The following is a 25,148-nucleotide window of genomic DNA, read 5'->3' as shown; positions in this document are numbered from 1 at the left end:
CTGGCGCTACATCGTCATTGCGAGCGCAGCGAAGCAATCCAGAATCTCTCCGCGGAAAGATCCTGGATTGCTTCGTCGCAAGAGCTCCTCGCAATGACGGTGGTAAGAGCGAGCCTTTCGCATATTCTCCGCTGTCATCGTCCGGCTTGACCGGGCGATCCAGTACGCCGAGGCGGCTGTGTTTACCGAGCAGCCGCGGCGTACTGGTTTCCCCGCCTGCGCGGGGAATGCCACCGAGGGTGCAGTGCTGCGTCGCGCCTCAGAACAAGCTGCCCTGATCCACCGGCTTCGCCACGCGCTTCGGAGCGGGCTTTGTTTCCTGCGCGGCTGGCTTCGGTTGCGACGGCGCCCGCTTTGCCGCGGGGGGCGGCCGATCCGCATCCGCCGTCGCCGCAACACGTCCATCCGCAAACTCGATCTCGAGCCGCGCGTTCGGGCCGACGCTGTCTGCCTCATGCAGCGGATGGCCGGTTTCATCCCGCACCAGCGCAAAGCCGCGTGCGAGCACGCTGCGATAGGACAGCGCGGCTAGCAGCTTGCCGCTGTTCTCGACACGCGCATCGAGCCGCTGCAGCAACGTGACAAGCGCGCGGCTGGCGCGCTCGGCCAGACGATGCGTGCGCTCGCGCTGGCGGGCGATGGCGTTGCGCTGCGCCTGCGCATTGGAGAGCTTTGAGGCACGCAAGCGAACCTCAAGCCCGGCAAAACGGTCGCGCCGTCGCCGCAGCAGCGAGCGCGCGGACAGGCCGAGCCGTTCGCCGCACACCGTAAGCCGGTGGTCGGCCTGCGCGATCTGGCCGTGCAGCACCCGCAGCGTCAGCTTGGCGCCCGCGGCGGTGAACCTGCGGAAATGCGCATGGGTGTTGGCCTTGAGGCAGCGGGGCAGGGATGCGCCCGCCGAATCCAGCCTCTGCCGCGGAATCGCCAGCAGATCGCCGGCCCCCGGCAGCGCGCGCGCGGCGGCCCGCAGCTCGCTGCGGCGGCTCTCCTGCGCGCGCTGCCAATAGGCGCGGGTGCGACGTCCGAGATCGGCGACCTCGACGAACAATTCGCTGCGCACCGGCACCGCCATCTCGGCTGCGGCCGTCGGTGTCGGCGCGCGCTTGTCGGCGACGAAATCGATCAGCGTGATGTCGGTCTCGTGCCCGACCGCCGAGATCAGCGGGATCATGCTCTCGGCTGCCGCGCGCACCACGATCTCCTCGTTGAACGACCAGAGATCCTCCAGCGAGCCGCCGCCGCGCGCCACGATCAAGACATCGGGGCGCGGAATCTTGCCGCCCTCGGGCAGTGCGTTGAAGCCGCGGATCGCGGCTGCGACCTGCTCGGCCGAGCCTTCGCCCTGCACCTTGACCGGCCACACCAGCACGCGGCGGGGAAAGCGGTCCTCGAGCCGATGCAGGATGTCGCGGATGACTGCGCCGGTCGGCGAGGTCACGACGCCGATCACCTCCGGCAGCCAGGGCAGCAGCTGCTTGCGCGCCTCGTCGAACAACCCTTCCGCGGCGAGCTTCTTCTTGCGCTCCTCCATCAGCGCCATCAGCGCGCCGATGCCGGCGGGCTCCAGCGCCTCGATCACGATCTGGTATTTCGAGGAGCCCGGATAGGTGGTGAGCTTGCCGGTGGCGATGACCTCCAGCCCCTCCTGCGGCTTGAAGCGCATGCGTCCGTGCACGCCCTTCCAGATCACCGCCTCGATCTTGGCGCTCTCGTCCTTGAGCGCGAAATAGCAATGGCCGGACGAGTGCGGCCCACGAAAGCCGGAGATCTCACCCCGGACCCGGACATGGCCAAAGGCGTCCTCGACCGTCCGTTTCAGGGACAGCGAGAGCTCGGAAACGGTGAATTCGGGGGCGTTGAGCAGTTGTTCCGCAGGCGGCATCGGCAAACGATTCGGCATTTTGGGGTCAGACCTAACGTTAAGGATTTTCACCGCGCGGCGCCAATCCAGGGATTGATCAACAGAGAACTCTGTTATATAGAGTTCTCTATTGATTGATGAGTTTGAGGGGATGAACCATGGCGTTCCGTTTGCTGCGCGGTGTTTTGAACGGCCTGAAATGGGCGCTGTGTGCGGTCGGCGGCGTGGCGCTGATCCTGGTCGCAATGATCGCCACGCCGCTGGAGCGGCCGCCTGAAATGCGATCGGTCTCCGACTCCACCAAAGGCATCGACTGGTCCACGCTGCCCCCGCTCGAGCGTTTCCAGGCGCGCGACGGCACCTGGATCGGTTATCGCCACTACGCGCCGAACGGCCCGGCGGCAGGCCGGGGTGCGATCTTCATCCATGGCTCGTCCGGCTCCAGCGGCACCGTCAACCATGCGCTGACCCACGCGATCGCCTCGCGCGGCGTGGAGACCTGGGCGCTCGACATCCGTGGGCATGGCGGCTCCGGCACCCGCGGCGATATCGGCTATGTCGGCCAGCTCGAGGACGATCTCGTCGATTTCGTCGCCCATTTGCGCAAGACCGCGCCGGACCTACCGCTCACCCTGATCGGTCATTCCGCCGGCGCCGGCTTCTCGCTGCGCGTCGCTGCCACGCCGATCATGCAGGACATGTTCGTGCGCACCGTGCTGCTCGCGCCCTATCTCGGCTATGACGCGCCGACCAACAGGCCGAGCAACGGTGGTTGGGTCAGTGCCGACATTCCGCGCTTCCTGGGACTGGCGGCGCTGCGCAAGCTTGGCATCGACTGCTGCGCGCAGCTTCCGGTGCTCGCCTTTGCGGTGCCGGCGACCTCGGCGAAGTACCTCACCGCCACCTATTCCGATCGCCTGATGCGCAACTTTGCGACGCGCGGCTATCGCGTCGATCTTCCGGCAACCACCCGTCCGATCACCATCTTCGGCGGTTCCGAGGACGAGATGATGATCTCGGACAAATATGCGCAGACCGTGCAGGCGGTGAAGCCGTCGATCGACGTCAAGATCATTGACGGCATCAACCACATGGGCATCGTGACCCAGGCCAAGGCGATCTCGGTCATCGCCGAGGATGTGGCAACGCGCGGGGCAGGGCAATCATGATCGACAGCAAGGAGGCGTCCGCAGCGCTGGCCGATATCGACGACATCGTCCAGCGCGTGAAGCGATCGCAACTCTATCAGCTCGCGAGCGTCGCCGCGGTGTGGTGGGGCGTCCTGGTGTTCGCAGCCAATCTCGTGACCTGGCTTTGGCCGGTCTACGCGGTCTATGCCTGGGTTGCGGTGGACGTTCTGGGCGTCGGCGGTCTGATTGCACTTCGCGTGTTCAATCCGTCAGATCACCCCTTCGGCGCCGGTGTTGGCATCAGGTTGTTCCTGATATTCGCCATGTTCTTCGCGTTCGGCTATCTCGTGACCAACGTTGTCGGTCATTTCGGTCCACGCCAGTTGGGAACGTTCTGGCCGATCTATTTCATGTTGTTCTACACACTCGCCGGCCTCTGGTTCGGCTACGCCTTCGTTGCGATCGGCCTCGGCATTACCGCGCTGACGCTATTTGGTTTCTTCTATATCGGCGAGGCGTTCCCACTGTGGATGGCCTTCGTCAACGGCGGCGGCCTGATCCTCGGCGGGCTCTGGATGCGGCGGATCTAGCGAATGCCTGAGCTCCACGCCATCATGCACCCGGCTGCACCCATTGTCCAAGAAGGAGCGCTCACGTGATCGACGGCAAGCAGGCTTCCGGCGCGCTGAACGACCGTGAGAAGACCGGCCGCCGCGAACCGCGGTCGCAGATCTACCTGGTCTCCGGTCTCGTTCTGCTGATGTGGGCCGTGCTGCCGTTTGCCGACGACCTCCTGATCTGGTTCTGGCCGCGCTACGGGGCCTATTACTGGAACAGCTGGTTTGTGGTGAACGACGGGCTCTATTTCTGGTTTGCGCTGTACACCGTCTCGGCCCTCGGCCTCGTTGCTTTCGGCATCTATCATCTGTCGAGAAAGGGCATCCGCCTGTTCGACAGCCGCAATCTGCTGGCGCTCCTGCTCATCGTCGCTTTCGGCGTCCTGTTCTGCTATCTTGGCAGGTTCTCGCCGCGGCAGCAGACGGTGTTTTGGCTGATCTACATCACGCTGTTGTACATGATGGCGACGGTCCGGTTCGGCTACGCCTTCCCGGCGCTCGGTGCGGCCGTCATCGCGCTGACGCTGATCGGATATTTCTCCATCCCGGGGGTACCGCTGTTGCCGTGGATGGCGGCCGTCAATGGCGGCGCGCTCATCGTCGGTGGCTTCCGGATGCGGCGGGGCTAGGCGTGGCTGAGCTCGACGACATCATCCACCAGCCGCTGCGGCTGAAGATCATGGCGGCGCTGAACGCGCTGCCGCTGCAGGTCGGCCTGGACTTCGCGCGGCTGAAGAAGCTGACCGGGGCGACCGACGGCAATCTCGGCGCGCATATCGAGACGTTGGCCAAAGCGGGATATGTGTCCGTGGAGAAAGCCTTCGTCGGCAAAAAGCCGCAGACCACGGTCACCGCGACCGCAGCCGGCCGCGCCGCCTTCGCGCGGCATGTCGCGACGTTGCAGGAGATCATTGCGGGGAGGCAGGTTTAGGCCTATCGGCAAGGCTAGTATAGTTTGGGGGGGACTGCCAAGCCTCGCTATCAACGTCCTTTCAACTCAAGGCGTCGCCCATCGCGCGGTGGTCCTGCGTCCTTGGAAAATTGCGCGTCAGTTAGAACAGGTCTCTGACTCGAACGAATGCTACGCCGGTCTCGGCTGCCCGCCTGACTTTGCGACTTAGCACTTCCGAAAGTGCCAACTCTCTACTGAAAGCTTCAGCCAAGTCAGCGCCGTCGAGGCAAATCACCCGCTTGCCTCTGCCGAACGCTTGGAGAGCCTGATCCGAAAATCCAATATAGCTTATGAAAAGACCACGCGCCCAAGCAGCTTTCTGCTCCACCTTGCCGTGAAACGCGTGCAGGTCTCCAATTCCTGTCCGCTCGTTCTGCCACTTTGCTTCTAGAAGGTAGGTTTCTTCGCCAAGGAGAAAGCTGCCGTCTATCTGCTCACCCCCGAGGCGAAATGCTGAACGCGCCTCTAAACCAAAGACATCGAAGAGCCTCTTTAGATACTTTTCGAACCCAAAGCCCCGCGCTTGCGCTGACATCGCACCGAGCGCCACTAGCTCAGTTTGAAGCTCAACGTAGCGCACGCAATCAATCGCTCCACTTGCGCCCGGCTGCGGCTTGATTGGCGCGGGAACATCACCGAGGCGAGCCAACAACTCCAAAAAGCGAGGCTGCGCATTCGGCAACTTTTCTTCCTCACCTGCGCGGGTACGCAGCATCTCACGATAATTCCAAAGAGCCTTGAGCGCCTTTATCGCCAATGCGTTGTCTTCGGTCCGAAAAAAGTAACGCAGGCGCTTACCCTTCGAGCCGCCCTCCGCGTAGTATTTCTCAGCGTTGATATTTACGTTCAACTCTTCCGCAAAGAACCGCGCGAATGTAGCGTCGGAAAAATTGAGTACATAGCCATCCTTGATGAAGAGGTCATCGACTGTCATCATATCAAGACTTCGGATCGTAGCCATGGTGTTGCGCTTTGCCGGAAGGTTACGTCACGCTTCGGTACGTCAATCGAATTTAGACTGAAACAGGATTTCAGGAGCTTTGGCGGGATTAAAACGCTTCGCTTCTACCGAGTAACCCTTATCCAGAAGCCTAATGACATTGTAGGAATTATCTCGCATCTCATCCGACAGACGAGTTGCGCCCGCACTTCCCGCGGCGAGAACGACCATCCCGCCATCCTCAGATAGCTTTACCTTGCCACCGACCGGAGAACCGCGATCAATTCGCGCAATGGCAGGCACATGCTGATGACCATGCAGGGCCAGCTTAAACCCGTTAGATTGCAGGCCTTCCACAACTGCGCCCGCATCCAGCGTCACGCTTATTGCAGCCTCTTTATAGTTCGGATCGGTCCGCTCTTCCCGTGAGGCTGGAATGAGGTGGTGATGCAGAACCGCAATGCGGAAATCGTCCGGATTTCTTTCGGTGAGCCGAAGGGCGTCATCGTACAAGCGCCACTGGACATAGCCAAATTGGCTCTCGGCCTTGTGCCGCAAGCGCACGGAGTTCATAGCCAGAAGCTCAACCGACCGCCCGTTAGGAAATCCAAATCTCCGCAACTCCGGGCACTTCATCTCACGCCCGAAGAACTCCTTGGTGAACAAATTGTATGCTGCTTCGTGCGAATAATCCGTCGGAGCATAATTCTGAAGAGCAATGTCATGATTTCCTGGAACGATAACGAAGCACTCCTTAGGCACCTTCAGAGCATCGGAGAGCGCCCTAAGAAACCGCAACCCCTCGTTTTGCAAAACATTAGCATCGGCTCGACTTGTGATGTCCCCCGAAACGACGATTAAGCCGGGAGGATCGTCCCTCAAGTCACGCTCAATAACGTCGAGCAATGGTGTCTGGCCGGGCCCAGACCGTTGCGGGAAACCGAAATCCGTCCCGAAGTGTATGTCGGACAGATGCAATATCGACGGTCGGCTTGCTTTGATCGGGTCAGAAAGTTTTAGAGACGCCCGCGAACGGTCTCTCCAGATGGGGAAGAATGTACCATCTCCACTTGGAGGCGGACCAAAGCGCTCTTCAAATTCTGCGGCCGTAATTTCCTCAATCGCCGCGAACCGAAACCAAGCAGGGCAACGCTTCTCGGAAGCATACTTAGGCGTCTGCCGCGCATCCGGCGACAACACCCTCTCACCCTTTGTCCCTACGCAATCGACCATGTTGGCGACAAAGAAACTCGCAGTGGAATAATCAAACAATCCAACCGAAAGCGCTTCCTTGCGAGCCTTCCCTTGCAGCTCTTCTATCTCCCGCCAACGATCAGGCTCGGCGAGCTTCTTCCACCACCCCCACCATACAGAGCCGGACGCACTTATTAGCTGCCGGTGCTTTTGGACGGTTTCATCACCTTCAATGTCACGAAAGCGCAGGACGCAAGTATCGGGCACGGCTATCTCCGGAATTGAAAACCTAAGTCTCTTGCAAGCTGGGACGCGGCCTGTAGGTCGGATTGCTCAACCGGGACTTCCCCTGATCTTTCGAGGATCGCAGCGAGCCTCTTCGTACCTCTGACAACTGCAGCGTAACTTCTTGAGGTCCATACTGTGTAAAGCGACCGCGCTGGATCACGCTGGCTCACAGTTTTGATGCATGATGGAAATTCGCTTGAGACTTGGATTTTTCCTTCGTCATCCGGGATATCCTGCACGGCAATGATCTGACCATCAAAACTATAGCGCTTCCACTTATGCGTAGGCCATTCGACCGGGTCGAAGACCGAGAGCTCCGGTTGCCGATGCAGGGTGATTTTGTAGATATCTGCGGCCCGCCAGCTCGGCAAATTTGGGAGCCCGAGACGGAGCAACACTTCCTGTTCGAACGGAGGAGTTGAATACACTGCTTCGAATGGCACGCCACTAACACGGCCAAGCTTTTCAAAGCGCTCAAGCAACTGAGCCCGTTCTTCCAGCGCTCCCGGCCGAGTGAACCCACGGAACATCGTCACAAATATTTCGGCACCAGCGCGCAACAATGGCTGCGTACGCGCAAGCCAAAGCCCGTAAGCCTCCGGATGCCACGGCGGATCGATTATAGCCGCATCAAACTTGTGGCCGAATTGCAGGTCCAGCATCTCTTCGGTCGAGACGTCTGCGATACAATATGTTCCGGGAGCGAGATTTCTGGCGAGCAATGGGTTGCGGTCTACCAGAAAGCCTTTTCCTCCGAGCGATCGGATTGCACCGTAAACCGTTGGTGCGCCAACGCAGAGAATTTCACGATTGCTTCGTCCTATCAGGGTCTCTGCCAAACGAAGTGCCGTTCGCTGATCAAACCGCCAGTCAAAGTCCACGGGACTGGGCTCAGGACCGCAAATGTCGAATTCGGCCCGCGAAGAAGAACTCGTAGCAGCACCGCCATGTTCGACTACGCCATTAAGGCTTCTTTGTACCAAGTCTGGAAAAGCGCCCTGCATGTCGCGACATAGCGCTTGAAACTGTTCCGCAGAAAGGACGGGGAGCTTCCCCAGCGAATGCGCGGCCACAGAAGCGAGGAGAGCTTCGTCCGGGACATCCCTATCGGTTCGTTTCATGCGATTTCCAGCTTGCTTGCGAACAACCACTATATGCGGACACGGGTCGAAGCAACTTTCATGAAGGCGAACACAACTGATCGTCGGTCAGTGATGCCCAGTAGACCGCGCTGCATCATGCCGCTTTAGCGCAGACCCATGATGAGAGCTGCTCCGGGGTGCTGACGCCAGCTGGGCGGCGGCCGCAGCCCTTTAAGCTCAGTTTCAAAACTGGTGGGTGTCCTGGTTTTCGATAGAGGCCCCCGGGATACAAGGGGGCCCATTGCGACAGCGCAGGGAGCGGTGAGGGTAGTCCAAAGTCGCCCTTTGCTCTGTTCGTAAATCGGCAGGTACGCGAACAGTTCTTCTGCGAGGAGGCCGAACACCTTGGCCTAAGCCCAGCTCCGCGATCCCGCCCAGCTAGTGATAAGAGAACAGCTACACTCAAGCGCAGCCCGAACGCCGGCCCGCGTGCCCCGGGAGTATCTGACGGAGGTGGCGCTGGAGCGTATGCGAATGGCCACGTCTGGTCCTGTATAAAACCTATCCGTCCATATTCCGCAGTGTTCGTGGTTCCGCGGAGAGCCGGGGCAGCTTCCGGAGCGTCACCGACTAGTCTGCGCATGGCCCGATGAATGTCGGCCCAGGCCCAAGGCGCGAGCCCCGGAATGACGGGGGAGTTCGGCCGTTTCCCCTTGAGCCCCACCCCGATTCGTGCGACCTCCGCCCCCAGCAAAACCCCTCATTCTGAGCCCTCGATGCACATTCTCCTGCTCGGTTCCGGCGGCCGCGAACATGCGCTGGCATGGAAAATCGCGGCCTCGCCCCTGGTGACCAAATTCTGGTGCGCGCCCGGCAATGCCGGCATCGCGCGGGAGGCGGAATGCGTGGCGCTCGACGTCGCCGACCACGCCGCGGTGATCGATTTCTGCAAGATGAATGCGGTCGAGCTGGTGGTGGTCGGCCCGGAGACACCGCTGGCGGCCGGCATCGTCGACGACCTCGCGGCCGCCGGCATCAAGGCGTTCGGTCCGAGCAAGATCCCTGCCCAACTCGAGAGCTCCAAGGGCTTTACCAAGGCGCTGTGCACCGAGTTCGGTATTCCCACCGGCGCCTACAAGCGCTTCACCAATGCCGGGGATGCCCGCGACTACGTCAACAGCCAGGGTGCGCCGATCGTCGTGAAGGCCGATGGGCTCGCCGCCGGCAAGGGCGTCGTCGTCGCCAAGACCGTGCGCGAGGCCGAGGACGCCATCGCCATGATGTTCGAGGGCGCCTTCGGCGAAGCCGGCGCCGAGGTCGTGATCGAGGAGTTTCTGCCGGGCCGCGAGATCAGCTTCTTCGCGCTCTGCGACGGCGACACGGCCATTCCGCTCGCCTCGGCCCAGGACCACAAGCGGGTGTTCGACCACGACGTCGGCCCGAACACCGGCGGCATGGGTGCCTATTCGCCGACGCCGCTGGTGACATCAGCGATCCACGACGCGATCATGGCGAAGATCATTTTGCCGACGGTGGCCGGCATGAAACAGCGCGGCACGCCGTTCCGCGGCATTCTCTATGCCGGGATCATGCTGACGACGCAGGGTCCAAAGCTGTTCGAGTTCAACGTGCGTTTCGGCGACCCCGAGTGCCAGGTCCTGATGCTGCGCATGATGTCCGACATCGTGCCGGCGTTCCTCGCCGCCTGCGACGGGCAATTGAAGAACTTCGATCTGCGCTGGCATCCGGAATCCGCGCTCACCGTGGTGATGGCCGCGAAGGGCTATCCCGGCGACTACCAGAAAGGCACGCGCATCGGCGGGCTAGAGGAGGCCGCGAAGGTGGACACCGTCGAGATCTTCCACGCCGGCACGGTGGCGAAGGATGGTGCGATCCTGGCCAATGGCGGCCGCGTGCTCAATGTCTGCGCGCTGGGCAAGACCGTGACGGAGGCGCAAGGCCGCGCCTACCAGGCCGTCGACCGCATCAGCTGGCCCGAAGGCTTCTGCCGCCGCGACATTGGTTGGCAGGCGGTGGAGGCGGAGAAGGCCAAGGCTTAGGCTTAGGCCGTGCTTCCGGACGGCGCGCAAAGTGCGCCAATCCGACATCCCGGGGTATCGGTGTCACCGCGCCGCCACATCTCCATTCCAGAATATGCAACAAGCCGTTGGGGTTAGTCGCCCCGCCGATAATACCGCTACTGTGCATGGGGTTGTTTTCCGACTTTTTGTTTGTCGGGACGACCTTTGGACTGACCATAAGGATGCAAAAAGATGTCCGATCTCGCCGACCTCTATCCGGGCTTTGCCGCTGAATGGATCGACACCTCCTTCGGCCGCATCTTCGCCCGCGTCGGCGGCAGCGGCCCGCCGCTATTGCTGTTGCACGGCTTCTCCGAGACCAACGTGATGTGGCACCAGGTGGCGCCGCAACTCGCCGATAAGTTCACGCTGATCATCGCCGATTTGCCGGGCTACGGCTGGTCCGACATGCCCGAGAGCGATGCGCTGCATATCCCCTACAGCAAGCGCGCGATGGCGAAGGCGATGGTGGAAGTGATGGAGCGCCTGGGTCACGTGCACTTCGCGCTGGCCGGCCACGACCGCGGCGGCCGCGTCTCCTATCGCCTCGCGCTCGACCATCCCGGCCGGCTGTCGAAGCTCGCCGTGCTCGATATCCTGCCGACCTATAATTACTGGGAGCGTATGAACCGCGCCTACGCGCTGAAGATCTATCACTGGACCTTCCTGGCGCAGCCTTATCCGCTGCCGGAGACGCTGATCTCGAGCAATGGCGAGTTCTTCCTGCGCTTCAAGATGGCGAGCCAGACCAGGTCGAAGACGCTGGATGCGATCGACCCGCGCGCGCTGGAGCACTACCTCGCCCCGTTCCGCGATCCCGCCCGTGTGCATGCGATGTGCGAGGATTACCGCGCCGGCGCCTATTTCGACTACGACCTCGACAAGGCCGATTTCGAAGCCGGCAAGAAGATCACCATCCCGATGCTGGCGCTGTGGGGCAATGCCGGCGTGGCACAAGCCGCGGCGACGCCGCTCGATACCTGGCGGCAATGGGCGACGAACGTGGTGGGCATGCCGGTGGATTCCGGCCACTTCCTCACCGAGGAGAATCCGGACGTCACCGCGAGCGCGCTACGCGAGTTCTTCCTCGCGGATTAGCGCCGCTCCCGAAAGAACTCCCGCAGCAGCCGCGCCGCCTCGCTCTCCCCGACGCCGGAATAGACGTCCGGCGCGTGATGGCAGGTCGGCGAGGCAAAGAACCGCACGCCGGACTCGACCGCGCCGCCCTTGGGATCGGCCGCGCCGTAATAGAGGCGCCTGACCCTTGCAAACGAGATGGCGCCCGCACACATGGTGCAGGGCTCCAGCGTCACGTAGAGGTCGCAGCCCACCAGGCGCTCGCTGCCGATCTTTTTCGCCGCCTCGCGCAGCGCGATGATCTCGGCGTGGGCGGTCGGGTCGTGGTCGGTCAGCGTCCGATTGGCGGCGGTGGCGATCACCTCGTGATCGCGGACCACCACGCATCCGATCGGAACTTCGCCCGATTTTCCGGCATTTTCGGCCGCCCGAAGCGCCAAATCCATGAAAGAAGGGGCTTTCATGCCTCGTATCATCGCCAGAAACCTGCTACTAGCTCCGCCTTCAGCAAGAGTGGATACCGATTTTGCCTGAGCACGCGGCTCGGAACGAGCGCGCACAATGCTTTCCGGCTACCCCACGTAAGTGAGATTATTCATGCCTCGCGACAGCGACAAAGACAACGATTCCCGCGGCCGGCGAGGCCCTCCCAAGGGACCGCCCAAAGGACGGTCCGGCAAGCCGCGTGGTCCTGAGAAGAAATTCGCCAAGCGCGGCCCTGAGGGCAGGAGCGACGCCCGCCCGCCTCGTGGCGACCGCGACAGCCGCCCGCCTCGCGCCGACCGCGGGGATCGTCCGTTCCGCCGTCGCGAGGAGGGCGATGCCCCGCGCCGCGATTTCAGCGACCGTCCGAAATTCAAGCGCGATGACCGTGGTGGTGAGGGGCGCGGCGAGCGCAGCTTCAAGCCGCGTGGCGACCGTCCGTTCTCCGATCGCTCCTCGCGCGACGGCGAGAAGCGGCCCTTCAAGCCGCGTGGTGATCGCCCGTCTTTTGGCCGTGACGACCGTCCGCCGCGTCGGGATCGCGATGATTCCCGCCCCGCCGGCCGGAGCAGTGATCGAAAGTTTGGCGACAAGAAGCCCTACGCGCCGCGCGGCGATCGGCCGGAGCGCAAGTTCGACGGTGAGCGGAAGTTTTCGCGGGGCGGTCCCGATCGCGGGCCGCGTGAGGATCGTGGCGAGCGCAGCTTCAAGCCGCGCGGCGACCGTCCGAATTTCGATCGCGGTGATCGCGCGCCGCGCAGCGATCGCCCGGAGCGCAAGTTCGACGGCGAGCGAAAGTTTTCGCGTGGTGCACCGGATCGCGAACGCGACCGTGGGGATCGTGGGCCGCGCAAGGATTTTGGTGGTCGTGACCGAGGCGAGGACAAGCCCTGGCAGAAGCGCGACGACCGTCGCGATGGTGGCCGCAGCGAGGACCGTCCGCGCTTTTCGCGCTCGCGCGACGACCGTCCGTCGGGTGATCGTCCGTTCCGTGACCGTCCGAAATTCGATCGTCCGCGCGAGCGATCGGAAGGCCGCTCCGACTGGCACGAGCATCCGCGCAGCGAGGGCCGTTTCGGTGATCGCCCGCGTCGTGAAAACGAGGACGACAGCAGGATCTTCGAGAAGCGTCCCGCCTTCGGCGGCCGCGGCGCCTATCGCGAGCGCGATCGTGATTTCGACCGGCGGCCGCGCCGGGAAGAAGAGCCGAAGCCGAAGAAGGCCGGCGAGCGCATTGCCAAGGCGCTGGCGCGTGCGGGGCTTGCCTCGCGCCGCGATGCCGAGGAAATGGTCACGCAGGGCCGCGTCACCGTCAATGGTCGCGTCATCAACTCGCCCGCGCTCGACATCACCAAGAACGACGTCGTCCTGGTCGACGGCAAGCCGTTGCCGGAGCGCGAGCGCACGCGGTTGTTCCTCTATCACAAGCCGCGCGGGCTGATGACCACGCATGACGACCCCGAGGGGCGTCCGACCGTGTTCGACAATCTGCCGGAAGGCCTGCCGCGGCTGATCAGCGTCGGCCGGCTCGACTTCAACACCGAAGGCTTGCTGCTGCTCACCAACGATGGCGGGCTCGCGCGCACGCTCGAGCTCCCCGATACCGGCTGGCTGCGCCGCTACCGCGTTCGCGCCCATGGCGATGTCACGCAGGCGCAGCTCGACGAACTCAAGAATGGCATCGAGGTCGAGGGCGTCAAATACGGTCCGATCGAAGCGACGCTGGAGCGCGATCAGGGCGCCAATGTCTGGCTGGTGTTTGCGATCCGCGAAGGCAAGAACCGCGAGGTACGCAATGTCTGCGCCCATCTCGGGCTCGAGGTGAACCGGCTGATCCGCGTCTCCTATGGCCCGTTCCAGCTCGGCGAAGTCCCCGAAGGCCAGGTCGAGGAGATCAAGTCGCGGGTGCTGCGCGACCAGCTTGGCGACAAGGTGATCGAGAAGTCGGGTGCGCAGTTTGACGTGCCGCAGAAGTCTGCTTCGAGTGATGACGATGCGCCGCGTGAGAAGAAGCCCGCCAGCAAGCGCGGCGTGATCAACGATCGCAAGGGCCGCCGTGTGCTGGTGCAGCGCACGGGGAGCGAGGAGGCGCGCGAGCGCAACGAGGAAGAGGCCAACGGCTACGGCCCGCCGCGCCGTCCCAAGCGCGGCTATCACGGCAAGCGCGATCTGACGCCGCGGGAGGACTGACGTTGCGCGTCGTCGGCGGCAGGTTGAGGGGGCGCAATCTCGCCTCGCCGTCCTCGCGCGACATCCGCCCCACGGCGGACCGGCTGCGCGAGTCCGTGTTCAACATCCTCATGCACGCCTATGACGATCCGATTGAAGACGCGCGCGTGCTCGATCTCTTCGCCGGCACCGGCGCCCTCGGCATCGAGGCGTCATCGCGGGGCGCGAAGTTCACGCTGTTCGTGGACAACGGCGCTGAGGCCCGGGCGCTGCTGCGCAACAATGTCGAATCACTGGGCTTGGGTGGCGTCACCAAGGTCTATCGCCGCGATGCGACCGATCTCGGCCCCGCGCATCCCGTCGAGCCGTTTTCGCTGGTGTTCCTTGATCCGCCCTATGCCCAGGGCTTTGCGGAGAAGGCGCTCGTGAGCTTGCGCGATGGCGGCTGGCTCGCGCCCGGGGCGTTGCTCGTGGTGGAAGAGGCGAGGGCCGCGCAGTTCGTCACGCCTGAGGGTTACGAGGAATTGGAGCGGCGGGCGTATGACGACACGGAGTTCGTGTTTTTGAAGAGGCCGTAGTCCAGCTCTCGTAGTGCTGCCGTAGGGTGGGCAAAGGCGCAACGCGCCGTGCCCACGTTCTCTGCATGATCGAGAGAGGTGGTGGGCACGCTTCCGCCTTCGCTCTTCGAGCTACGGCGGACAAGTCGCTTTGCCCACCCTACGGTACCTTCACTACCGCACCGTCACCTCCGCCCGAACAGCTTCTCCACATCGCTCAGCTTCAGCTCGACATAGGTCGGCCGGCCGTGGTTGCACTGGCCGGAGTTCGGGGTGTCCTCCATCTCGCGGAGCAGGGCGTTCATCTCCTCGGGCCGCAAGCGGCGGCCGGCGCGCACCGAGCCGTGGCAGGCCATGGTGGCGGCGACGTGCATCAGGCGGCGCTCTAGCGGCAGCGCCTCGTCCCACTCGGCCATGTGCTCGGAGAGATCGCGCAACAGCCCGCCCGCATTGGTCTTGCCCAGTAGCGACGGTGTCTCACGCACCGCGACCGCGCCAGGGCCGAAGGATTCGATCGCGAGGCCGAACGAGGCCAGCTCCTCGCTGCGCTCCAGCAGGCGCTCGACCGTCGCTTCGTCCATCTCGACGATCTCGGGAATGAGGAGGATTTGCCGCTGCACGCCGTTCGCAGCCAGCGAGGCCTTCAGCCGTTCATAGACAATGCGCTCATGCGCGGCATGCTGGTCGACGATGATCAACCCGTCGCGGGTCTGCGAGACGATATAGGTTTCGTGGATCTGCGTCCGCGCCGCGCCAAGCGGGCGATCGACGAGATCCCCGGCGGGCTGCGCCTCGAACCGCACGTCAGCACTGGGCGCGCCGACGTCGAAGGCGGCTTGAGCGCGCTCGGCGAAGGCGGGCGCGGCGGCGCCATCGAATGACGGCATCGGCGTAACCGGGGCGGCCGGCGAGGCTCGCCAGTCCCAGCTCGCGGGACGCGGCGTGAAGGCGGGACGGAACGCGGACAGCGCGCTCTCGCCACTGTTGGCGGCGGTGCGGCGGCCCTCGCGTGCGAGCGCCTCCTTCAATCCGTGCACGATCAGCGCGCGCACCAGGCCGGCATTGCGGAAGCGGACCTCGGTCTTGGCCGGATGCACGTTGGCGTCGACCTCGCGCGGATCAAGCGTGACGAACAGCGCCAGCACCGGATGGCGGTCGCGCGGTAGATAGTCGGAATAGGCCCCGCGCACGGCGCCTAAGATCAGCTTGTCGCGCACCGGGCGGCCGTTGACGAAGAGATATTGCCCGAGTGCGTTGGCCTTGGTCAGCGCTGGCGCCGCGGCATAGCCGGCGACGACGATGCCGTCGCGCTCGGCATGGACCTCGATGGCGTGGCTGCGGAATTCTGCCCCCAGGATGTCGCCGAGCCGCGTCAGGCGTCCCGCGGCGCCGGGCAGCGCGGCGGCCCAGGTCACCGGCGCGCGCTCCTCGCCGGCGAGCGTGAAAGCGATATCGGGCCGCGCCATGGCGAGCCGCCGCACCACCTCGCGGATCGCTTCGGCCTCGGTGCGGTCGGTCTTCAGGAATTTCAGCCGCGCCGGCGTCGCATAAAAGAGATCGCCAACCTCGACCCGCGTGCCATGCGCCAGCGCCGCCGGCATGATCTCGGATTTCTCGCCGCCCTCGACTGACAGCGCCCAAGCATGCGGCTCGCTGGCATGACGCGTGGTGATCGACAGACGCGCCACCGAGCCGATCGAGGGCAGCGCCTCGCCGCGGAACCCGAGGGTGCGGATCTGGAGCAGGTCTTCGTCGTCGAGCTTGGATGTGGCGTGACGCTCGACCGCGAGCGCGAGATCTTTCGCCGTCATCCCGCCGCCGTCGTCGGTGATGCCGATCCGGCGCCGCCCGCCGCCATCGGTGAAGACGTCGATTCGGCTGGCGCCGGCGTCGATCGCGTTCTCGACCAGTTCCTTGACCACGCTCGCCGGGCGCTCGACCACCTCGCCGGCGGCGATGCGGTTGACGACCTGTTCTGGCAATTGGCGGACGGGCATGAGGCTCTGACTTGGGCTTACGATCTGGATTCGCTGACAGCGCTATTCTAGGCCGTGTTGCGTCAAAAGCATGTGTTGGGCAACAGTGGCGTGAGGGCCTGGGGAAGAAGGCCTCCTATCACATTGAAGACATTGGGCGTTCGATAAAATCCCGCGGCGTCGATGGGCCGCCTTTCCGCCGTGGTCGTGATTGTGAGGCGCCGGGCAGCGGTGTAGCATCGTGAAAAAACGGCAACAGGACGGGAGGACGCCATGTGCCATCTCTTCGCGCATCAGCCCCAACGCGACTACGAATCCCAGACCCGCTCCTTGCGGATCGACGGCCATTGCACCTCGATCCGGCTGGAAATGGCGTTCTGGGACACGCTGGAGGAGATCGCGGCCAAGGAGGGCATGAGCGTGGGCAAGTTCCTGACCACCCTCTATAACGAGGTGCTCGACCATCACGGCGAGGTCAACAATTTCGCCTCGCTGTTGCGCTGCTCGTGTTTGATCTATCGCTCCAGGAGCATGGCGCCGGTGCAGGAGTTCAAGGTGGCGCCGATTCTCGACGCTGCCGAGTAGCGGCTCCAATAGCCCGGATGGAGCGCAGCGCAATCCGGGAATTCGTGCCACAAGTGACAGCCGCCCGGATTACGCTGCGCTGCATCCGGGCTACGGGACACCATCCACCGTCATTGCGAGCGCAGCGAAGCAATCCAGAGTCTTTCCGCAGAGGCAGTCTGGATTGCTTCGTCGCATCAGCGCAAAATTGCTACGCAATTTTGTCGCGAGCTCCTCGCAATGACGAGGAGGCAGCCTACCCTCAAATCTCCTTCTTCTGCATCGCACCCGCAATGTGGTCCGCCTGCCGGATCGCCAGCGCGACGATGGTCAGCGTTGGGTTGCAGGCCGCGCCGCTGGTGAACTGGCTGCCGTCGGAGACGAACAGATTCTTGACGTCGTGGCTCTGTCCGAACTTGTTGACCACGCCGTCTCGCGGCTTCTCGCTCATTCGGTTGGTGCCGAGATTGTGGGTGCTCGGATAAGGCGGCGTCGGATAGGTCACGGTGGCGCCGACAGCGTCGTAGACCGCGGCGCCCTGCTTGTAGGCGTGGGCGCGCATCGCGAGATCGTTGGGATGGTCGTCGAAATGCACGCTCGCGACCGGCTGTCCGAACTTGTCCTTGACGACAGGATCGAGCGTGATCCGGTTGGTCTCCTGCGGCATGTCTTCGCCGACCAGCCACATTCCGGCCATCCTGGGATAGCCGTCGAGCGCTGCCGTGAACGGACGCCCCCAGGCGCCGGGGTTGAGGAACGCCGCCATGAACGGCAAGCCGATCGACAGCGTCTCCATCTCGTAACCGCCGACGAAGCCGCGCTTCGGGTTATTGGCGGCCTCGTCGCGGATGATGCCGGCCATGGTGGTGCCGCGATACATGTGCACGGACTTTTCGAACACGGCGTAGACGCTGCCCGTCATGTGGCGCATGTAGTTGCGGCCGACCTGGCCCGACGAATTGCCAAGGCCGTCGGGGAACATGGTCGAGGCGCTGTTGAGCAGCAGCCGCGGGCTTTCGATCGAGTTGCCGGCGACCGCGACGATGCGCGCCTTCTGGCGCTGCATCGCGCCGCTCTCGTCGGCGTAGACGACGCCGGTCACCTTGCCGCCGGCATCGTGCTCGATCTTGACCGCCATGCTGCCGGGGCGGACTTCCAGATTGCCGGTCGCCTCGCCCTTGGGGATCTCGGTGTAGAGCGTCGACCATTTCGCGCCGGATTTGCAGCCCTGGAAGCAGAAGCCGATCTGCTGGCAGGCGCCGCGTCCGTCGCGCGGCTGGCTGTTGATCGCCATGTTGCCGGTGTGCACGGTCTTGTAGCCCAGTTTCTTCGCGCCGGCCTCGAGCACCTTGAAGTTATTGTTGCCGGGAAGTCCGGGAATGCCGTTGGTGCGGGTCACGCCCATCTTGTTCTCGGCCTTGGCGTACCACGGCTCCATCTCGGCGAGCGTGACCGGCCAGTCCAGCAGATTGGCGCCGGGAAGGTTGCCGTAGGTGCTCTTGACCCTGAACTCGTGCTCGTCGAAACGCAGCGAAGCGCCGGCCCAATGGGTCGTGGAGCCACCGACCGCCTTGACGATCCATGCAGGCAGCCCCGAAAAATCCTTGGCGACGCGCCATGTTCCCGACGTGGTGCGCGCATCGGTCCAGGCGAGTTGCGAGAAGCTCTCCCACTCGTCGTTGACGAAGTCGTGGTTCTCGATGCGGGGACCCGCCTCGAGGATGACCACCTTGACGCCCTTCTGCGCGAGCTCGTTGCCAAGCGTGCCGCCGCCGGCACCGGAGCCGACGATCACCACAACGCTGGAATCGTTCAGATCGAATTTTGCCATATGCGTTCTCCTGAACCGTTGGGGTGGTGATCTAAGCCTTCGGCAGCCAGTCGATGTCGGCGAAGCCACGGTTGATGTAGCCGCCGTGCTCGGCCGAGGAGCCCTCGTAGCCGAACCGCGGCCAAACCTCTTTCTGGTTGTAGAGCGAGACAATGAGATCGCCGCGGACCTTCTGGAAGAAGTCGCTCTGCTCGATCTCTTTCAGCAGCACCACGCGATCTGCCTCCCAGGGCACTTGGGCGTAAGCCACCTTGTGACGATCCCGCGCGTTCTGATCGAGCCGCGTGATGCCGTCGCTGATCAGCGATTTGACGGCGGGATCCTTGGCCGCCTTGCCGTCCCACGGCTTGATCGCGGTGATGTAGTAGCTGTCACCGAGAACGTCGTGCGGATAGATGTCGCGTGCGACCTTCAGCAGCGTCTTCATCGTCGCGGGCGAGAGCGCGCTCGCATCATCGGCCCACGCATCTTCGATGCTGACGGCGACGCTTGTCGCGACTGCTACGACCGGCACAGCGGTCGCCGCGCCCTTGAGAAAGACACGGCGGCTGTGCTTGCTTCGACGATCGACTTCTCTCATGGCATCCTCCGTCAATTTTGGTTTTATGATTGAATCAGTTGAAACGTCCGCCCCGCTGGATCACCTCGATCTTGTAGCCATCGGGATCACTGACGAAGAAGAAGCGCGCCAGCGTCCTGCCGTCATGCTTGAAGTCGCGTAAGGGTCCTGGTGCGAGCTTCTCGCGCTCGAAGCGGGCATGCTCGGTATCGAGATCGTCCACCACCACGGCGAGATGACCGTAGCCGTCGCCGAGCGCGTACGGCTCCTTGCGATCGAAATTCACCGTCAGCTCGACTTCGAAAGGTGAGGAGGGGTGACGCAGGTAGATCAAGGCAAAGTCTGCGAATTTCAGATGGTCGGCGACTTCGAGGCCGAAGGCGTGCCGGTAGAAGTCGAGCGAGCGCGCTTCATCCAGCACCCGGATCATGGAATGGACGGCCTTTGCCATTCAGTTTTGCTCCTTCAGATAAGCGATGATGGCAGCGCGCGTTTCCGGCTTGGCCTGTCGATAGGCCATGACCACGCCGGGAATGACGGCTTGTGGATTGGTCAGCCAGGCGTCGAGCCGGGCATCGTCCCAGGCGAAGTCTGCGTTCGCGAGGCCTTGCGAATACCGAAAGCCTTCGACCTTGCCGGCGGGCCGGCCCACGAGCTTGAACAGCGGCGGCCCCTGTCGTGCCGGCTCTGACAGGCTTGTGGTGTGGCACACCGCGCATTGCTGCTTGAAGAGCGTCGCGCCATCCGGCGGCTTTGCGGCCGGCAAAGGCATTTGCGCGTCCGCCATCCGCCCCACCAGCACCATCGCGGTGCACAATCCCAGCACGACTGTGCGCATCACCGAGAGCCCGCCCATCCGCATCAAAGTAACCTGCGCAAACTCTAGGCGGCGTCAGATGGGCGGTGGTAGTAGCGGGCTGTTTCGCCGCGCGCGGAGATGCCTGCGGCGTGTGGCGTTCCGCGCTGCCTTATATGCGGAGCACAATTCCGCGAAACCGCCGTCAAATCCCTAAACGTTCACCACACCATGCGCATTGCATGAGGATTGCGCCGCTTGATTTCTTTACGCGATGCGATGGGTCGGCGCAGGCAAGCGGCGTCGGGAACGGCCGGGCCATGCATCGCGGAAAAATCCAGGAGAAATGGATGAAGTTGGTGAAGACCTCGATGATCGCATGCGCTCTGTCGGCTCTCATTGCCACGCCCCTTCTTGCGCAAAGTGCGCCCCCCACCGCGAAGTCAGGCGGCACCGTGCAGAGCAAACCCATGCAAGGCAGCACGATGGGCAGCGGCGATGACGAGATGAACGCTCAGCCGGGCGCAGCGGGCGAGAAGACCGGCATGAAGTCAACCAAGGGCACTAAAGGCACGGTCGGCACCACGGGCAGCGCTGCGCACAAGGGAACGGCCGACGATCCCACGACGGGCGGTGCAGCTCCATCCAAGCGTTACTAGTCCCGCCGGGAGAACGGCAAGACTCCGGTCGCTTGGCGACCGGAGTTTTTTCGGCTGTGTTTGCTAGTCGTCGAAGCGGCCGCCGCGTCCGGCCTTGACGTCGCCGCGGCGCTTCTTGCCGTCGAGCCTGCGCTGCTTGGAGGCAAAGGTCGGCCGCGTCGCACGCCGCGGCGTCGGCCTTATCATGGCCTCGCTCAGGATGTCGACCAGCCGGTCAATGGCGTCCTGTCGATTGCGCTCCTGAGTGCGGAAGCGCTGGGCGTGGATCACGATCACGCCATCCTTGGTCATGCGCTGGCCGGCGATGCGGGCGAGCCGGATCGCCGCATCCTCGGGCAGGGTCAGCTTGCGCGTGTCGAAGCGCAGCTGGGCCGAGGTCGAGACCTTGTTGACATTCTGCCCGCCCGGGCCGGAGGCGCGGACAAAGCCGATCTCGATATCGTCCTCGTCGATGACGAGATCGCGGGATATCCGCAGCATGGCAGCACCATTCGTGATGTCCGGACATATCGCGGACGTCTACGTTCGGCAATGGTGCTTCTGAAACGCAAATGGCCGGGCGAGCCCGGCCATTTCAGCAAACGAGAGCGGAACGTCAGTTCGACTTCGGTGCCGCCGCGGCCGGCTGCGCCGCGGCCTGCGGGGCGCGGCCGACGACGACGGTCAGCAGCCCCTGGCCCCAGAGGCGCTTGGCGGCGGCTTTGGCGTCGTCCAGCGTCACGGCATCGACGATGGCGTTGCGCTTCTCGATATAGTCGATCGGCAGCTTGTCCTGCTGGTACTGCAGCAGCGCTTGCGCCAGCTTCGAGGAGGTGTCGAGCGCAAGCATCTGCGAGCCCTTCAGGTAGGACTTGGCCTCGTCGAGCTCCTTCTGCGTCGGGCCTTCCTCGGCGATGCGGCGTACCTCCTTGTCGATGGCATCGATGGTGTCGCCGGCGCGGTCGGCGCGGGTGCCGGTATTGCCGATGAACACCGCCGAATGCTCCATCCAGAGCAGCGATTCGAACACCGAATAGGCCAGCCCGCGCTTCTCGCGTACATCGCGATAGAGCCTGGAGGATAATCCGCCGCCGCCGAGGATGTGATTGACGACATAGGCCGCCATGAAGTTCGGGTCGCTACGCTTCACGCCGGGGCCGCCGAACGTGATCACGGTCTGCGGCACGTCGAGCGTGACGAAGGCGCGCTGCGGCGGCTTGGCGGCCTCGACATCGGGGACCGGCGTGAGGTTGGCCTTGGCGGGCAGGCTACCGAAGGTGTGGTCGAGCAGCTTGCCGAGGGTTGCCGGATCGACGTCGCCGACGACTGCGACCTTCAGCCCATCCTTCGCAAGCACGCGGCCGACATAATCCTTCATATCGGGAACCGTGATGGTCGGCACGCTATCGAGGTTGCCGTTGCTCTGCCGGCTGTAGGGGTGATCGCCAAAGGCGACCTCCAGGAATTTGCGGCTCGCCAGCGATGTCGGGTTGGTGGTCTCGCGGCGCAGGCCCGAGATGACCTGCGAACGAATGCGCTCGACATCGGTGGGGTCGAAATGCGGCGAGGTCAGCGCGCTCCGCAAGAGATCGAAGGCCTCGTCCTTGTTGTCGCGCAGCATGCGCAGGCTGCCGCGGAACGTGTCGCGGGTGGCGCTGAAGGAGAGCTCGATGGCGCGGCGGTCGAGCCGCTCATGGAAGGTCTTGGAGTCGAGATCGCCGGAGCCTTCGTCGAGGAGGTCGCCGACCAGATTGGCGACGCCCGGCTTGTCCTTGGGATCCTGGGCCGAGCCGCCGGCGAAGGAATATTCCATGGCGATCAGCGGCACGGTTGCGTCCTGCACGAACCAGGCCTCGATGCCGCCCGGCGAGACCAGGTGCTGGATCTTTGCCGCTGCCTGCGAGGGCGAGACCGCGGCAAGCGTGAGTGCCGCGCCGGTGGCGAGGGAGAATGCAACGCGTCGAAGGAAAGGATAGGTCACGAACGCTTCTCCTCGCGCTTGGTGGTCGCGGTGTCCTTGATCAGATAACCCGTCACCGAGCGTTTCTTCTCGAGCCATTTCTGCGCGACTGCGCGGACCTGCTCGGCGGTGACCGCGCGGATGCGGTCGGGCCAGCTTCTGATGTCTTCGATCGACAGGCCCGTGGTCAGCGCGCCGCCATACCAGCGTGCCAGCACCGCTTGGTTATCCTGGGCGTAAATCGCTTCCGCGATGAGCTGGGTCTTCACGCGTTCCAGATCCTCGGCGCGGATCGGGTTCTGCGCGACATTGGCGATGACGCCGTCGACCGCCTGCTCGACCTCAGCGAAGCTGACGCCGGGTTTCGGCGCGGCCGAGATCGCGAACTGCGTCGGGTCGAGCGAGATGCTGGAATAACTGGCGTTGGCGGAGACCGCGAGCGGCTTGTCGACGACGAGGGCGCGGTAGAGATAGGAATTGCTGCCGCTGCCCATCAGCTGCGCAAGTACGTCGAGGGCCGCGCTTTCACCGGCCGCAGCCGTGGTCGCCGAGGGCACCAGATAATAGCGCCGCATGCTCGGCTGCTCGACGCGCGGATCGGCCAGCGTGACGGTGCGCGGCGCGGCCGGCTCAGGCTCCTGCGGACGGACGCGCCGCGCCGGGATCGCGGATTGCGCCGGGATCGAGCCGAAATTGCGCTCGACCAGCGGGCGTATGTCGGCGGCCTCGACATCGCCGGCGATCACCAGGATCGCGTTGTTCGGCGCATAGAAGCGGCGATAGAAGGCGAGCGCATCCTCGCGATCGAGCTTCTCGATCTCCTGATGCCAGCCGATTACCGGCCGGCCGTAGGGATGATTGAGATAGAGCGCGGCCATGATCTGCTCGTTCAGCCGCGCGTCCGGGTTGTTGGCGACGCGCATATTGTATTCTTCGAGCACCACGTCGCGCTCGGGCAGCACGTTCTCGTCCTTGAGGATGAGGCCGGTCATGCGGTCGGCCTCGAACTCCATCATGGTCGGCAGCTGCTCTTTCGGCACACGCTGGTAGTAATTCGTGTAGTCGATCGAGGTCGAGGCGTTCTCATTGCCGCCGACGCGGAGCACGGTCTGGGAGAATTCGCCGACGGGATGCTTCGAGGTGCCCTTGAACATGAGGTGCTCGAGGAAGTGGGCGAGGCCGGACTTGCCCGGCGTCTCGTCGGCCGAGCCGACCTTGTACCAGATCATCTCCGTCACCACGGGCGTGCGGTGATCCGGGATCACCACGACCTGCATGCCATTGCCGAGCGTGAAGCTGGCGGGCGGGGCCGATGTTACCGTGGTCTGGGCGAGGGCCGCGCCGGCCGTCAGGACACTGGTCGAGAGCAGCGCGGCAAGGAGGCAGGCAGCCGATCGGTTTACGGACATCGTGATCCTTATCAAGGGCCGAGGTCCGGATGTCCGGCTCGGAGGCACGGCATGGTACACCGTGCGGCTGAGGCTTCGCGTCACGAAGCAGAGAACTCAACGCGGTGGCAAGTTACTGATAAGCAATCATGACCGGCATCGGGCGGACATGAGCCCGCCGGCACTCGGTTCGCTTCTGCAAAGCAACGCGGCAGGACAGGAACGCTATTGTTCCTTGTCCTTGCCCGACATGATGTCGAAATAAGTCCGCCGCGTTTTGTCCTGTCCGGCGCCATAGGAGTAATTCGGCGACGGCGTCTGATAGCCCGGGGGCGGCTCGACCAGCGACTGGCGCGGCGGCTCGCTGGTGAATTTCTTCTCTTCGGCGCTGTTGCCGCCCTTCATCATGTTCCACAGACCACCGGAGAAGCCGAGCTCGGCGGGGCTGAGCGACGGGTTGCCGTTGGTGCCCGGCTGGATCGGGTCGTTGCTCGTCCGGGGCGCCGCGGCGACCTGACCGGCCTTCATCTCGGCGGGCGTCAGAGGTCGGGCGGCCTGCCAGTTCTCCGTTTCCTTGGTCGCCTTCTTGCGTGCGGCGATGGCTTCCTTGCGGCGCTTTTCCTCGGGGTCCTTGGGCCAATTCGGGGCATTCTTGGCCTGTGTCGCCGGGGGCGGCAGATCTAGCTTGGGCGGCACGACCAGCGGCGAGCGCTCGCGGTACTCAATGCCGGGCTTTTCCATGCTCTTGGCGCCAATGCCGGACATCAGATTGTCGATGATCTTCTCTTCGAAAGTCATCCCGTCATCTTCATCGTCGTCGTCACCGGCGCGGGCCGCGCCAGCCGACAGGACGAGACCGATGCCGAGCGCGACAGCGGACAATTTCAACGCCTGCCAGAACCCCCTTTGGGGGTCTCGAACCATCGAACCGCTGGTCTTCGAGCTGCGCATTACTGTACCTGTTCCATATTGTGGCAGATTGCCACTCAAACGCGGCCTAACCCT

The 25,148-nt window shown here is 63.7% G+C and carries 24 protein-coding genes; 10 read left to right on the top strand and 14 right to left on the bottom strand.

Going from position 1 to position 25,148, the window contains the following annotated elements; translation table 11 throughout:
* Positions 1–259 precede the first annotated feature (259 nt).
* Positions 260–1,900 carry an exodeoxyribonuclease VII large subunit gene (gene xseA, locus IVA81_RS17295; protein WP_247320140.1) on the bottom strand — a complete coding sequence of 547 codons (1,641 nt, stop codon included), beginning with the start codon at positions 1,898–1,900 and terminating at the stop codon, positions 260–262.
* 119 nt (positions 1,901–2,019) lie between these two features.
* Between xseA and IVA81_RS17290 the strand changes: the two genes are divergently transcribed.
* From IVA81_RS17290 to IVA81_RS17275, 4 genes are all read left to right on the top strand, one after another.
* Entirely contained in the window at positions 2,020–3,030 is a 1,011-nt protein-coding gene (locus tag IVA81_RS17290; protein ID WP_247320139.1) for an alpha/beta hydrolase, read from the top strand.
* A complete protein-coding gene (locus IVA81_RS17285) occupies positions 3,027–3,581 on the top strand; it encodes a hypothetical protein (protein ID WP_247320137.1) in 555 nt (184 codons plus the stop codon). The genes IVA81_RS17290 and IVA81_RS17285 overlap by 4 nt, the downstream gene beginning before the upstream one ends.
* Positions 3,582–3,646: 65 nt before the next feature.
* The gene (locus tag IVA81_RS17280) at positions 3,647–4,237 is read left to right on the top strand and encodes a hypothetical protein (protein WP_247320134.1); all 591 of its coding nucleotides are present in this window, start codon (positions 3,647–3,649) and stop codon (positions 4,235–4,237) included.
* 2 nt (positions 4,238–4,239) lie between these two features.
* Entirely contained in the window at positions 4,240–4,539 is a 300-nt protein-coding gene (locus tag IVA81_RS17275) for a transcriptional regulator (RefSeq protein WP_247320132.1), read from the top strand.
* A gap of 121 nt (positions 4,540–4,660) precedes the next feature.
* Here the strand turns inward: IVA81_RS17275 and IVA81_RS17270 are convergent, their stop codons facing one another.
* From IVA81_RS17270 to IVA81_RS17260, 3 genes are all read right to left on the bottom strand, one after another.
* A complete protein-coding gene (locus IVA81_RS17270) occupies positions 4,661–5,497 on the bottom strand; it encodes a restriction endonuclease (protein ID WP_247320130.1) in 837 nt (278 codons plus the stop codon).
* Positions 5,498–5,563: 66 nt separating this feature from the next.
* The gene (locus IVA81_RS17265) at positions 5,564–6,961 is read right to left on the bottom strand and encodes a metallophosphoesterase (RefSeq protein ID WP_247320128.1); all 1,398 of its coding nucleotides are present in this window, start codon (positions 6,959–6,961) and stop codon (positions 5,564–5,566) included.
* A 2-nt stretch (positions 6,962–6,963) separates the two neighbouring features.
* Positions 6,964–8,103, bottom strand: coding sequence for a protein-lysine N-methyltransferase (locus IVA81_RS17260; protein WP_247320126.1), 1,140 nt, complete (start codon positions 8,101–8,103; stop codon positions 6,964–6,966).
* A gap of 737 nt (positions 8,104–8,840) precedes the next feature.
* Here IVA81_RS17260 and purD point away from each other — a divergent pair.
* Positions 8,841–10,124 carry a phosphoribosylamine--glycine ligase gene (gene purD / locus IVA81_RS17255; RefSeq protein ID WP_247320124.1) on the top strand — a complete coding sequence of 428 codons (1,284 nt, stop codon included), beginning with the start codon at positions 8,841–8,843 and terminating at the stop codon, positions 10,122–10,124.
* A gap of 213 nt (positions 10,125–10,337) precedes the next feature.
* On the top strand, positions 10,338–11,243 hold the full coding sequence (locus tag IVA81_RS17250; RefSeq protein ID WP_247320123.1) for an alpha/beta hydrolase: 906 nt from the start codon (positions 10,338–10,340) through the stop codon (positions 11,241–11,243).
* Here the strand turns inward: IVA81_RS17250 and IVA81_RS17245 are convergent.
* The gene (locus IVA81_RS17245; protein WP_247320122.1) at positions 11,240–11,698 is read right to left on the bottom strand and encodes a nucleoside deaminase; all 459 of its coding nucleotides are present in this window, start codon (positions 11,696–11,698) and stop codon (positions 11,240–11,242) included. The two genes, IVA81_RS17250 and IVA81_RS17245, sit on opposite strands and share 4 nt — an antisense overlap.
* 121 nt (positions 11,699–11,819) lie before the next feature.
* Between IVA81_RS17245 and IVA81_RS17240 the strand changes: the two genes are divergently transcribed.
* The gene (locus IVA81_RS17240) at positions 11,820–13,895 is read left to right on the top strand and encodes a pseudouridine synthase (RefSeq protein ID WP_247320121.1); all 2,076 of its coding nucleotides are present in this window, start codon (positions 11,820–11,822) and stop codon (positions 13,893–13,895) included.
* A gap of 2 nt (positions 13,896–13,897) precedes the next feature.
* On the top strand, positions 13,898–14,452 hold the full coding sequence (gene rsmD, locus IVA81_RS17235; RefSeq protein WP_247320120.1) for a 16S rRNA (guanine(966)-N(2))-methyltransferase RsmD: 555 nt from the start codon (positions 13,898–13,900) through the stop codon (positions 14,450–14,452).
* A 164-nt stretch (positions 14,453–14,616) separates the two neighbouring features.
* Here rsmD and mutL read toward each other — a convergent pair whose 3' ends face one another.
* The gene (gene mutL, locus IVA81_RS17230; RefSeq protein ID WP_247320119.1) at positions 14,617–16,428 is read right to left on the bottom strand and encodes a DNA mismatch repair endonuclease MutL; all 1,812 of its coding nucleotides are present in this window, start codon (positions 16,426–16,428) and stop codon (positions 14,617–14,619) included.
* A gap of 252 nt (positions 16,429–16,680) precedes the next feature.
* Between mutL and IVA81_RS17225 the strand changes: the two genes are divergently transcribed.
* Positions 16,681–16,992: a ribbon-helix-helix domain-containing protein gene (locus IVA81_RS17225; RefSeq protein ID WP_247320118.1), complete on the top strand. Its 312-nt coding sequence runs from the start codon at positions 16,681–16,683 to the stop codon at positions 16,990–16,992.
* A 241-nt stretch (positions 16,993–17,233) separates the two neighbouring features.
* Here the strand turns inward: IVA81_RS17225 and IVA81_RS17220 are convergent, their stop codons facing one another.
* The 4 genes from IVA81_RS17220 to IVA81_RS17205 are packed head-to-tail and all read right to left on the bottom strand — an operon-like array spanning position 17,234 to position 20,166.
* Positions 17,234–18,802 carry a GMC family oxidoreductase gene (locus IVA81_RS17220; RefSeq protein WP_247320117.1) on the bottom strand — a complete coding sequence of 523 codons (1,569 nt, stop codon included), beginning with the start codon at positions 18,800–18,802 and terminating at the stop codon, positions 17,234–17,236.
* 31 nt (positions 18,803–18,833) lie between these two features.
* Positions 18,834–19,382: a gluconate 2-dehydrogenase subunit 3 family protein gene (locus IVA81_RS17215; protein WP_247320116.1), complete on the bottom strand. Its 549-nt coding sequence runs from the start codon at positions 19,380–19,382 to the stop codon at positions 18,834–18,836.
* 34 nt (positions 19,383–19,416) lie between these two features.
* The gene (locus tag IVA81_RS17210) at positions 19,417–19,812 is read right to left on the bottom strand and encodes a VOC family protein (protein WP_247320115.1); all 396 of its coding nucleotides are present in this window, start codon (positions 19,810–19,812) and stop codon (positions 19,417–19,419) included.
* Complete coding sequence (locus IVA81_RS17205; protein WP_346659394.1) at positions 19,813–20,166, bottom strand: c-type cytochrome; 354 nt, start codon at positions 20,164–20,166, stop codon at positions 19,813–19,815.
* Between the two features lie 341 nt (positions 20,167–20,507).
* Between IVA81_RS17205 and IVA81_RS17200 the strand changes: the two genes are divergently transcribed.
* Positions 20,508–20,816 (top strand): hypothetical protein, encoded by a 309-nt coding sequence (locus IVA81_RS17200; protein ID WP_247320114.1) that lies wholly within the window; start codon positions 20,508–20,510, stop codon positions 20,814–20,816.
* Between the two features lie 63 nt (positions 20,817–20,879).
* Here IVA81_RS17200 and arfB read toward each other — a convergent pair whose 3' ends face one another.
* The 4 genes from arfB to IVA81_RS17180 all read right to left on the bottom strand — a co-directional run bounded on the left by arfB (position 20,880) and on the right by IVA81_RS17180 (position 25,094).
* Positions 20,880–21,296: an alternative ribosome rescue aminoacyl-tRNA hydrolase ArfB gene (gene arfB, locus IVA81_RS17195; RefSeq protein ID WP_247320112.1), complete on the bottom strand. Its 417-nt coding sequence runs from the start codon at positions 21,294–21,296 to the stop codon at positions 20,880–20,882.
* A 115-nt stretch (positions 21,297–21,411) separates the two neighbouring features.
* Positions 21,412–22,776 carry a pitrilysin family protein gene (locus tag IVA81_RS17190; protein ID WP_247320110.1) on the bottom strand — a complete coding sequence of 455 codons (1,365 nt, stop codon included), beginning with the start codon at positions 22,774–22,776 and terminating at the stop codon, positions 21,412–21,414.
* A complete protein-coding gene (locus IVA81_RS17185) occupies positions 22,773–24,164 on the bottom strand; it encodes a pitrilysin family protein (RefSeq protein WP_247320107.1) in 1,392 nt (463 codons plus the stop codon). The genes IVA81_RS17190 and IVA81_RS17185 overlap by 4 nt, the downstream gene beginning before the upstream one ends.
* Positions 24,165–24,368: 204 nt before the next feature.
* The gene (locus tag IVA81_RS17180) at positions 24,369–25,094 is read right to left on the bottom strand and encodes a hypothetical protein (RefSeq protein WP_247320105.1); all 726 of its coding nucleotides are present in this window, start codon (positions 25,092–25,094) and stop codon (positions 24,369–24,371) included.
* Between the last annotated feature and the right edge of the window lie 54 nt (positions 25,095–25,148).

It is taken from the genome of Bradyrhizobium sp. 141, from assembly GCF_023074055.1.
GTDB lineage: Bacteria > Pseudomonadota > Alphaproteobacteria > Rhizobiales > Xanthobacteraceae > Bradyrhizobium.
The sequence above is the reverse complement of the archived record's forward strand: the minus strand, read 5'-3'. Positions and strand labels throughout refer to the sequence as shown.